12 protein-coding genes are annotated in these 9937 nt (G+C 71.4%); 9 read left to right on the top strand and 3 right to left on the bottom strand.

The genetic code is table 11. The annotated features are described in order from the left end of the window. Nucleotides 1-755: AAA family ATPase (locus tag VIB55_RS10610; RefSeq protein ID WP_331876633.1), on the bottom strand; the 755-nt coding region annotated here is incomplete at its 3' end. 178 nt (nt 756-933) lie between these two features. Here VIB55_RS10610 and VIB55_RS10605 point away from each other — a divergent pair. From VIB55_RS10605 to VIB55_RS10565, 9 genes are all read left to right on the top strand, one after another. Further along, entirely contained in the window at nt 934-1719 is a 786-nt protein-coding gene (locus tag VIB55_RS10605) for a hypothetical protein (RefSeq protein ID WP_331876632.1), read from the top strand. Nucleotides 1720-1721: 2 nt separating this feature from the next. After that, entirely contained in the window at nt 1722-3395 is a 1674-nt protein-coding gene (locus VIB55_RS10600; protein ID WP_331876631.1) for a D-aminoacylase, read from the top strand. A 173-nt stretch (nt 3396-3568) separates the two neighbouring features. After that, the gene (locus tag VIB55_RS10595; protein ID WP_331876630.1) at nt 3569-4612 is read left to right on the top strand and encodes a DUF1028 domain-containing protein; all 1044 of its coding nucleotides are present in this window, start codon (nt 3569-3571) and stop codon (nt 4610-4612) included. 66 nt (nt 4613-4678) lie between these two features. Next, complete coding sequence (locus VIB55_RS10590; RefSeq protein WP_331876629.1) at nt 4679-4984, top strand: hypothetical protein; 306 nt, start codon at nt 4679-4681, stop codon at nt 4982-4984. 820 nt (nt 4985-5804) lie between these two features. After that, nucleotides 5805-6359 carry a GNAT family N-acetyltransferase gene (locus VIB55_RS10585; protein ID WP_331876628.1) on the top strand — a complete coding sequence of 185 codons (555 nt, stop codon included), beginning with the start codon at nt 5805-5807 and terminating at the stop codon, nt 6357-6359. A 4-nt stretch (nt 6360-6363) separates the two neighbouring features. Next, nucleotides 6364-6894: a GNAT family N-acetyltransferase gene (locus tag VIB55_RS10580; RefSeq protein WP_331876627.1), complete on the top strand. Its 531-nt coding sequence runs from the start codon at nt 6364-6366 to the stop codon at nt 6892-6894. 79 nt (nt 6895-6973) lie between these two features. Continuing rightward, nucleotides 6974-7336 carry a hypothetical protein gene (locus VIB55_RS10575; RefSeq protein ID WP_331876626.1) on the top strand — a complete coding sequence of 121 codons (363 nt, stop codon included), beginning with the start codon at nt 6974-6976 and terminating at the stop codon, nt 7334-7336. A 22-nt stretch (nt 7337-7358) separates the two neighbouring features. Further along, nucleotides 7359-7832 carry an NUDIX domain-containing protein gene (locus VIB55_RS10570; RefSeq protein WP_331876625.1) on the top strand — a complete coding sequence of 158 codons (474 nt, stop codon included), beginning with the start codon at nt 7359-7361 and terminating at the stop codon, nt 7830-7832. Then, nucleotides 7829-8062, top strand: a complete 234-nt coding sequence (locus VIB55_RS10565) for a hypothetical protein (protein ID WP_331876624.1) — start codon at nt 7829-7831, stop codon at nt 8060-8062. Before VIB55_RS10570 ends, VIB55_RS10565 begins: the two co-directional genes overlap by 4 nt. A gap of 1 nt (nt 8063) precedes the next feature. On the opposite strand, the gene VIB55_RS10560 is transcribed toward VIB55_RS10565, so the two are convergent. Both VIB55_RS10560 and VIB55_RS10555 read right to left on the bottom strand, forming a co-directional pair. Further along, complete coding sequence (locus VIB55_RS10560; RefSeq protein WP_331876623.1) at nt 8064-8453, bottom strand: hypothetical protein; 390 nt, start codon at nt 8451-8453, stop codon at nt 8064-8066. 240 nt (nt 8454-8693) lie between these two features. After that, a partial coding sequence (locus VIB55_RS10555) for a zinc-dependent metalloprotease (RefSeq protein ID WP_331876622.1) occupies nt 8694-9937 on the bottom strand: 1244 nt, incomplete at its 5' end.

Here is a 9937-nt window from a genome sequence, read left to right as displayed (position 1 = left end):
GTGAGGGGCGCCACGAACGCGGCCCGGCACGCCGCCTCGGCGCCGATTCCGCCCGCCATCAGCCGCGCGGTGGCCACCAGCAGGCGCGTGCTGGGAACCTCCGCCAGCCCCTGGTCGCGCAGGCGGCGCACCGCGGCGGCCAGGCGCACCAGCCGCCTCGCCAGCCCCACGTCCACGCCCCCCTCGCGCGCCACGATCTCCGCCTCGCGCTCCGCCGAGGGAAAATCGAACTCCAGGGCCACGAAGCGCTGGCGGGTGCTGGGCTTCAGGTCCTTCATGGCGTGCTGGTACCCGGGATTGTACGAGATCACCAGCTGAAACCCGGGCGCCGCCTCGATGATCTCCCCCGTCTTGTCGATGGGAAGGAGACGCCGGTCGTCGGTCAGCGGATGGATCACCACCACCGTGTCCTGCCGCGCCTCCACCACTTCGTCCAGGTAGCAGATGGCGCCGGCGCGCGCGGCCGTGGTCAGCGGCCCGTCCACCCACACGGTTTCGCCGCCGCGGATCAGGAAGCGGCCGGTCAGGTCGCTGGCGGACAGGTCGTCGTGGCACGCCACCGTCACCAGCGGCCGCCCCAGGCGCCACGCCACGTGCTCCACGAAGCGCGTCTTGCCGCACCCCGTGGGACCCTTCAGCATCACCGGAAGGCCGCGCGCGTGGCATCGCTCGAAGAGCACCACCTCGTCGCCGGTGGGGACGTAGAAGGGCTCGGCGGACGGGGCGGGGCGAAGGGCGCGGGCTTCTGCGGACATCGGCGGTGCAGGGGTGAGGGATGTGCTGCGCGGCTCCAGGCGAGTGGCTATGCTATACGTGGCGCGCGGTCCGCGTCAAACGGCGGACCCGACGCCCGCATCAGGGCGTACACACGGCGATGCCGCAGCGCCGCGGCGTGCGCGAGTGATGGAGACGCATTCCCGCGGGACGACGATCATGCCGATTCCCGATACCGGCCGGCGAGTGAAGATCGCGGGGGCCATCGCCGCCCTGGCCGCGCTTGCCGCCTGCCAGCAGCCCGGAGCGGATCGTCGCGCAGCCGCATCCCGCGCGTCCGATACCCGCGCCGACATGATGCCGAAGCCGTACGAGCCGGCGCTCGCGGCCGCCATCGCCGCCACGCGGCCGTACGAGGTTCCAGGCCGCCCGTGCCTCGTGAAAGTCGATTCGTGGCCGGCCATCACGCCGGACCAGCGGCCGCGCATCCGCGAGATCCAGTCGGACAGCCACTGGCTCAACCGCTACGTCCGCGAGCGCTACGGCGACCGGCTGGCGTTCACCGGCCTGGATGGGCGCGGGGGGCGATATCGCCACGTCGTCGCGCTCACCGGAACGGAGCGCGTCCCGCCGCTGAAGCTCGCCGGCCGCGCGGCGGACGTGCCCGTCGTCATCACGTACGATGCGCCGTGGAGCCTGCGCGAGGTGGAGCGGCGGCGGGAGCAGGCGCACGGGATGCTGATGCGGCTGGTCCCCGACGCGCAGGGCGTCGGGTTCATGGAGAGCCCCGACGGCGGATGGATCCTGATCACCGTCTACTCGCCGGGCGCACAGCCAAGGGATGACGTGATGGCCCGCTGCGATGCGCTCCGCCGTGCCTACCGCCTGCCCGTGCTGATAGAGTTCGTGGCGGGCAGGGTCACCACGGCCGAGGTCCTCGCCCCGCCTGCCGAGCCAGCGCCTCCCCGGCCGAGGTCCGGCCATGAACCGACGCACCAGAGATGACGATGGATCGCCGCACCTTTCTGCAAGCGAGCGCCGCCCTCGCGCTCTTTCCCGAGCGCGCCATCTGGGCGGCGCAACCGTATTCCGCCACCCACGTGCTGCGAGGCCCCCTGCTGTACGATGGCACCGGCGCGCCGCCGCGCGAGGCCGACGTGGCGCTGGACGGCGCACGCATCGTCGGTGTCGGGCCGCGGCTGCAGGTGGGGCGCGTGGAGGAGACGGACCTGCGAGGTCTGGCGCTGGCCCCCGGCTTCGTCGACATCCACTCGCACACCGATCTGAACCTGCTGGTGAACCCGCGCGCCGAGAGCAAGGTGCGGCAGGGGGTGACGACGGAGGTCACCGGCCAGGACGGCAGCTCCATCGGCCCGTGGACGGACGAACACTACCAGGAGATGCGGGCGGAGTATCGCGGGCGCGGCCTGGACCTGCCCTTTCGGGACCTGGCCGGGTTCTTTGGATGGATGGACGAGCACGGGGCGGCCGTGCACGTCGCCAGCATGGTGGGCCACGGAACCATCCGCGCCCGGGTGATAGGCCACCAGGACCGCCCCGCGACGGATGCCGAGCTGCGCCGGATGAAGGACGAGGTGGCGCGAGCGGTGGCGGCTGGCGCTTGCGGCTTTTCCAGCGGGCTGGAGTACACCCCCGGCGCGTTCGGAAACACGGCGGAGCTGGTGGAGCTCGCCACGGCGCTGGCGGGCACGGGCCTGCCGTACGCGTCGCACATGCGCAACGAGGACGACCGGCTGTTCGCCGCCGTCGAAGAGGCCATCCACGTCGGCCGCGTGGCGGGCGTGCCGGTGGAGATTTCGCACCTCAAGGCGCAGGGCGGGCGCAACTGGTGGAAGGCGGGCTCCACGCTTCACGCCATCGAGCAGGCGCGCGGCGCGGGGGTGGACGCGGCGTTCGACGTGTACCCGTACGTGGCCTACAGCACGGGGCTGGCGAACCTCTTCCCGGTGAGCGCGCGCGATGGCGGAACGGATGCCTTCCTCGCCCGCCTGCGCGACCCCGCCCAGCGTGGCCGGCTGGAGCGCGCCGTCCGCGACAAGATCGCGCAGCTGGGCAGCTGGAACTCCGTGCAGGTGACCTCCACCGGCTCCGACGCGCTCGCCTGGGCGCGCGGCCGCAGGCTGGGAGACCTGGCGACGGAGCGCGGCGTGGAGCCCTTCGCCCTCCTGGTGCAGCTGATCGTGGACGACCGCAACCGGGTGGGGATGGTGGGTTTCGGGATGAGCGAGGAGAACGTGGAGCGCAGCCTGGCGCACCCACTCGCCGCCGTGTGCTCCGACGGCGGCGCGTGGGCGCCCTACGGCCCGCTCTCCACGGGTGTTCCCCATCCGCGGACGTACGGCACCTTCCCGCGCGTGCTGGGCCGCTACGTCCGCGAGCGCAAGCTGATGCCGCTGGAGACGGCGATCCACAAGATGACGGCGCTCCCGGCCCGCCGTGTGGGGCTGCATGACCGCGGCACGGTTACCCCCGGCGCGCGGGCGGACCTGGTGGCGTTCGATCCGGATACGGTCATCGACCAGGCCACGTTCGAGAAGCCGCACCAGTACCCGCTGGGCATTCCGCACGTGTGGGTGAACGGCGTCGCTGTCATCCGCGGTGGCGAGCACACCGGCGCCCGCCCCGGGCGCAGCGCCCGTCCCACCGCGCGTCCCGGCTGACGGCGGGCGCCGATCCTGCACCGAACGCCGAAAAGAACAGTTTCACGCAGAGGACGCAGAGAAGACGGAGAGGACGCAGAGGGACGGATGAAGTTCTCTGCGGCCTCTCTTTTCACCCCTGCGTCCTCTGCGTGAAACATCGACAATCCTTCACCCACACCGGAATCGTCTCGATGCACCGGATTGCAGTCCTGGCGCTTCTCGTGGCCGCCGCGCCCGCCGCCGCGCAGGAGCCCGCCTCCTGGGGCGAAAGCCTGAGCTTCAGCACCTTCTCCATCGCGGCCGTAGATCCCGCCACGGGCGAGGTGGGCGTCGCCGTCACCACGCGCGTGCCGTGCGTGGGCAACGCCGTGCCCCACGTGCGCGCCGGGGTGGGCGCCGTCGCCACGCAGGCCACCACGCGCGTGGAGTACGGGCCGCAGCTGCTGTCCCTGCTGGAGCGCGGCGTGGCGCCGGAGGAGGCGCTACGCCAGGCACTCGCGGGCGACTCGCTGGCGGCGCGGCGGCAGGTGGGGGTGATCGGTCGGGACGGTCGCTCGGCGCAGCACACGGGCACGGGCACCACCGCGTGGGCCGGGCACCGCGCCGGGCGCAACTTCGTTACGCAGGGCAACCTGCTCGTGGGTCCGGCGGTGCTGGATTCCGTCGCGGCCGCCTTCGAGGCCAGCGCCTCCAGCGGCCGGCACCTGGCCGACCGGCTGATCGACGCGCTCGCGGCCGGGCAGGCGGCGGGCGGCGACGCGCGGAAGGGCCGCGCTCAGTCCGCTGCCGTCGTCGTCGCCGATCCCCGGCCGGGCCGCTCGCGCCGGCCGGACGGCACCACGGCCGACATCAACGTGTGCGAACACGCCGAGCCCGTGGCCGAGCTGCGCCGCATCTACAACACCATCTCCGAAACGCTGGGCTTCCGCACCCTGCAGCAGCAGGCCGGGTCCGACGTGTGGCAGCTGAAGCTGATGCTGCACGCGCTGGGGCACTATCGGGCCGGGGAGCCGGAGCTGGCGCGTGACAGCACGGCCTTCGTCTACACGCAGGAGGCGGTGGCCGCGGTGGATGCCTTCCGGCGCGCGGAGGGGCTGGCGGGCCCCGACCTGGGCGTGGCGCCGGGGCTGGTGGATACGGAGACGGTGGCGCGGCTGTGGGCGGCGCTGGAGCGCGCCGGCAAGGCCGAGGCGGTGCGGCGATTGATCCACGACCTGACCGCCGTGCGCCGCTGATCCACCCCGGCTCGTCTTCTGCATCGGCGGGCGCCGAATCGTGAACCGCAACTGAGAGGAAGAGACGTGGATTTTACCGCAACCGTGCTGCTGGCCTCCATCGACCACACGCTCGCCTCCGTGCGCGCCGCCCTGGCCGCTGCGGCGGATCCCGAGCAGTTGCCCGAGGCGATCACGGAACTGGCCGGGATGGCCGGCTCCAACATCGCCGTTCTCACGCACTCCGCACTCACGGATGAGTGGGAGGGCGTGCCCGAAGCCGTTTTCGACGCCATGCGGCAGGCCCAAGTGGCGGCGCAGGACAACGACCTCGAGGAGGTGGAGCGCGTCCTGGCCGGAGCCCGCGAGCAGATCGGCGGGCGCTCGGCGTGAAACACGCGGGGCGCGCACCAGACCGGCGATGTGGCTGAGCAGGCGCGTGTGGCGCACCCTCCTGTCAGCGTGAGCGAGAGCCCTGTCATCCTGAGGCCCAGGCGTGCCACACCGGCCCGTGGCACACCCGTCGCGGGCCGAAGGATCTAGCCGCGGGAACGTACGAGCCGGGGCGCGGCAGCGGTCACGGAAGCCCGGGCCTCGGCTGCCGTGGGGCCCTCACCCGTCCTCGCCTAGGCTCGTCCACCCTCTCCCACAAACAGCGTGGGAGAGGGGTACACTTCGGGCTTTGGGTGCGTCAGGTCGGGCTCGGTGCTCGGGCCGGCGCCCCCCATCCCCAACCCTTCCCCCGCAAACAGCCGCGGGGGAAGGGAGCCAGCCCGGTGCGCGGGGCCAGCCTGGGCGCACCGCACTGGCCCTGCTGGGGCGACTGAAGTCGCGGCAACAACGGCCCAAAGTCCGCCTTCGCGGACTGCACACGCAGTGAGGTGCGCGAAGGCCAGCCGATGAGCGATCGAATTCTCCCTTTCCCCCGCTTGCGGGGGAGAGGGCCGGGGAGAGAGGGCTGCCAGGGGCCTGCGCCGAGTCCGCCGAAGCGCACGCGTCCAAGCTCACGTTCCCGGTCGAGTGCGCGGAGCCGAGCCGAAGCGCAATTCAGGTCTCCCCCTCCCCTGCGCAGCGGGGGACGGGGGCCGGGGGGAGGGGGCTCCCGCAGCATGCACCGGCACCCCGTCGAACCACGATCGACGTTGGGCGCCTTGCCACGATCCGACCGCGCGAATACCGTAGGGCGAACCCAGCGCCCACGCCGTGCTCCGCGATGACCCAGCCCTCCGCCGACTCCCTTCCGGTCTCCATCCGCCGCGGCACCCCCGCTGACGCCGCCGCGCTGGCCGCGTTCGCCGCGCGCACGTTCGAGGAAACCTTCGGCGCGTACAACGATCCCGGCGACCTGGCCGCGTACCTTTCGGCATCGTACGGAGCGCCGCAGCAGGAGGCGGAACTGCGTGATCCCGGAGCGATCACGCTCCTGGCCGAAGCAGGCGGCTCGCTGGCCGGGTACGCGCAGCTGCGGCACATCGCTACGCCGCCGGGCGTCGCGGGCCGCCACCCGGTGGAAATTCGGCGATTCTACATCGACACTCCGTTCCACGGCCGTGGCGCAGCCCGGCAGCTCATGGCCGAAACCATCGCCGCCGCGCGGGCGATGGGCGGGGACGTGGTTTGGCTACAGGTGTGGGAGCGCAACCCGCGCGGCATCGCCTTTTACGAAAAGTGCGGGTTCACGGACGTGGGCTCCACGACCTTCGTCGTGGGCAGCGACGTGCAAACTGATCGCGTGATGACGCTCCCGCTCGCCGACGGACAAGACTGACGCCGTGTTCACGCTGCGCCTTGCCACGCCCGCCGACCTGCCCGCCATCCGCGAGCTGATTCCGCTCTCGGCCGAGGCGCTCAGCGCTGGCTTCTACACGCCCGAGCAGGCAAGCAGCGCCATCCGTTACGTCTTCGGGCCAGACACGCAGCTGATCGCCGACGGCACCTACTTCGTCGCGGAGGCGCAGGGCGAGATCGTGGCCTGCGGCGGGTGGAGCTGGCGGCGGACGCTGTACGGCGGCGACCAGATGAAAGCGGCCGACGATCCACCGCTGGACCCCGCGCGCGAAGCGGCGCGCATCCGCGCTTTCTTCGTACACCCTGCATGGGCGCGGCGGGGCATCGCTTCGGCGATCATGAAGGCGTGCGTGGACGCGGCGAGCGCGGCAGGGTTCCGGCGCCTGGCGCTGATGTCCACCCTACCCGGCGAGCCGCTGTACCGCGCCTTCGGCTTCGTGGCGGGCGAGCGCATTATCGATACGCTCCCCGACGGCGTCGGCGTGCCCTTCGTGCCGATGGAGCGGGAACTGTGATCCAGTGCAACAAAGCTCCCGGCTCGGCACCTGATCCAATCGGCAGATTGACGTGATGAACCTGTCGCGGAGGTCTCTCATGCAACGTCCCGCCCTGCTCATGCTGTTGGTCGCGGTCGGCTGCGCAACGCGCCAGACGCCACCGCCCGCGCCCGCCGACGAGGCCGGGAAGCTCGTCCGCCGCCTCGAAGTGCCGAGCGCCGCCAGGAAGGGCGCGGCGATCGCCTCGTTCCGCGGCACGGCGTGCCAGACGAACGACCGCATGCCGATTGCGCCCGGCGGATCGCTTCCGTATACCGCCGCGATCCCACGATCCGAATCGACGGGCACCCCGGTTCCCATTCCGAACGCTTGTCCGGTGACGGCGCGCGCCGGGAGGAATGTGAAAGTGGTGGAGTACCAGCGGGACAGCGCGAACGCGGCACCCGAGCCGCCACGGTGAGCCAGTTTCCGCAGGCCCGCTGATGGCGAAGCGCGCCACCGAGAGCGCCGGGATGCTGCTCTTCCGGCGCGGTCCGAACGGACTGGAGGTGTTTCTCGCCCACCCCGGCGGCCCGTTCTGGAAGAACAAGGACGCGGGCGCCTGGACCCTTCCCAAGGGCGAGGTGAACGAGGGCGAAGAGCCGCTGGCGGCGGCGCGCCGGGAGTTCCAGGAAGAGACTGGGATCGTGCCGGCCGAGCCGTACCTGCCGCTGGGGGCCATCCGGCAGAAGGCGGAGAAAACGGTTCACGCCTGGGCGTGGGAGGGAGACGCGGACGCGGAGGCCGTCACCAGCAACGAGATCCGCACCGAGTGGCCGCGCGGCTCGGGACGGTGGCTGACCTTTCCCGAAGTGGACCGCTGCGCCTGGTTCACGCCGGACGCGGCGCGCGAAAAGATCAACCCCGCGCAGGCGGAGCTGATCGCGCGGCTGGAGGCCCTGCTGGACGGACGATGATGGAGAACGCGCGCGGCTGCTACTGCGGCGACGGCGACACCAGCTGCGGCACCTGCGAGCGATGCGGCGGGGCGGGGCACACGCGGCACTTTCCCGGCCCGGTGCCCTACACCGGCGCCTGGTGCGACCGGTGCTACCACATCGTCGAATGGACGCACCCCACCCGCCTGCTCACGCACATCATCATCCCCCTGGTGGCGCTGGTTCTCCTCTACCAGTGCGTGGGCTGACTCAGGCCGCCAGGTGAAGCGTCGGCTCGAAGTGGCAGCCGTAGCACACGAGGGGATGCGGCGATGCGATCCGCGAGCCGGGCTTGATCTCGATGGGCTTGTTGCAGCGGGGGCAGGCGCCCTGGAACGCGGTTACCCGGAACCTGCCTTGCCAGCTTCTGAACGTCATCACGGCGCCCACGAAGAAGGGCATGAGCGTCATGAACGGGTCGAAGGCGGTGATGAGGAACGTCGCCACGGTCGACACGAACCACGTAAACGCCCACAACATCGTTCGCGACAGCCGCGACCACCGCGAGAAGCGCTCGAACGTCAGGTGTGCCGGCGCGTCGGGATGGCCGGCGAGGATGATCCAGGCATTCGGCCGGGCGACGGCGGTGTCGTCCATCATCTGCATCTCCACGAGCGGGCTGTGAGCGCAACGGCATCCATCACCTGCTCCCCTACGATACCCTCCAGCACCTCCCCACGCGCATAGGAGAAGATCCGGAATCTCCGTCAGGATTTGCCCCACGCCCGGCGGACTGCCCGTGCGCCTCGGTGGAAAAGGAGCAGCCGCGGACGAGATCGTCCGCGGCTGCCGCGTCTACCTGACTCCGTCCGTGCGCCTGACGGCGACGCACGGTCCGCGTCAGTCGTTCGGATCCAGGATGTCGCTGATCCGGTTGATCGCGCCCTGCAGGTGCAGCGTGGTGGCGCGGTCGCCCGCGCGCGGCAGGCTGCGCGTGAGCTCCGTCCGCAGCGACACCAGCTCGCCGCGAAGCTGCGACTTGGCGTCTTCCGACAGCGGCATCACGCGCGGCGCACCCGGGAACGTGGGCTGCGGCGTGGCGCCGGCCGGCGTCTCCGGCGGGTTCAGCTTGCGGTCGATCAGCGCCAGGTAGTCCATCTGCAGCTCGCGCCGGTACGGGTCGATCACCGGGCGCGCCGTGCCGATTTCCGACCAGATGCCGCGGCGCACGTCGCCCAGCATGTTCCCCAGCGGGTACACCAGGTCGCGCGTGCGGCCCAGGGCCTCCTGCTCCAGCAGGCGGTTCAGGCGTCCGTCGTCCATCAGGGTGTTGAGCACCCGCACCTGCGCGGCGTTGATGCGGTTGATCATTCCCCCCGCCTCGATGCGGCTGGCGATGTCGGGCCGGATCAGGTACTGCGGCGTGCGGAAGACGTTCTCGTTCAGGAACCGCACCGCCTCCATCTGGCGCGCCGCCGGCATGGGCGCGTACACCGCGCCGGGCTGGCTCCCCGACTTGTACTGCACCGTTCCGCCGGCCACCATGGTCGCCACGTGGTTGGCCTCGGTGGACCACTGCTGCACGGTGCGGTCGTACAGCTCGCGCATGTCGGAGTTGTCCTCACCCGGGCGCGTGCTGGCGGCGGGGATGTAGCCCACGACCCGCGCGAGGTTGCGGAAGCCCAGGGTCGTGGACTTCACCGGGTCCGCGTCGCCTACCGCCTCGCTCTGCGTGCCGAAGGCGCCGTACTCGTTGTTGGCCGAGAAGCGGTACCAGGGCACCGTGTCCTGCATCCGCGACCACCGCTCCAGCGTGGGGCGCTCCTCGTCGCTGGTGCGCGCGCCGGGGATGGGCTTGTACCCCCACATGATGGCGTACTTGTCGTACGGCCCCACCCGCGGAACGATGTCTTCCAGCGGGATGCGGTCTTCCGGCTGCGCCACGTAGTTGAAGCGCGAGTAGTCCATGATGCTCGGGCTGTGCCCCATGCGGCGCACCCAGCTCGCGCTGCGAACGCTGTCGGCGGGGTAGGTCGAGCTGCCGATCTGGTCGTGCTGGAGGCCGAGGGTGTGTCCGACCTCGTGCGCGACGACGAACTGCAGCAGCCGGCCCATCAGCGTGTCCGGCATCGGCAGCTTGCGTG

The organism is Longimicrobium sp., assembly GCF_036554565.1.
Classification (GTDB): Bacteria; Gemmatimonadota; Gemmatimonadetes; order Longimicrobiales; family Longimicrobiaceae; genus Longimicrobium.
Note: the sequence above shows the minus strand (reverse complement) of the source record. Positions and strands in the feature narration are given on the sequence as shown.

Excerpts from the sequence above, each read along its gene's own strand:
- VIB55_RS10565 (WP_331876624.1), top strand. The coding sequence starts at position 7,829 with ATGATGGAGAACGCGCGCGGCTGCTACTGCGGCGACGGCGACACCAGC.
- VIB55_RS10575 (WP_331876626.1), top strand. The coding sequence starts at position 6,974 with ATGCAACGTCCCGCCCTGCTCATGCTGTTGGTCGCGGTCGGCTGCGCA.
- VIB55_RS10595 (WP_331876630.1), top strand. The coding sequence starts at position 3,569 with ATGCACCGGATTGCAGTCCTGGCGCTTCTCGTGGCCGCCGCGCCCGCC.
- VIB55_RS10600 (WP_331876631.1), top strand. The coding sequence starts at position 1,722 with ATGGATCGCCGCACCTTTCTGCAAGCGAGCGCCGCCCTCGCGCTCTTT.
- VIB55_RS10585 (WP_331876628.1), top strand. The coding sequence starts at position 5,805 with ATGACCCAGCCCTCCGCCGACTCCCTTCCGGTCTCCATCCGCCGCGGC.
- VIB55_RS10605 (WP_331876632.1), top strand. The coding sequence starts at position 934 with ATGCCGATTCCCGATACCGGCCGGCGAGTGAAGATCGCGGGGGCCATC.
- VIB55_RS10570 (WP_331876625.1), top strand. The coding sequence starts at position 7,359 with ATGGCGAAGCGCGCCACCGAGAGCGCCGGGATGCTGCTCTTCCGGCGC.
- VIB55_RS10560 (WP_331876623.1), bottom strand. The coding sequence starts at position 8,453 with ATGATGGACGACACCGCCGTCGCCCGGCCGAATGCCTGGATCATCCTC.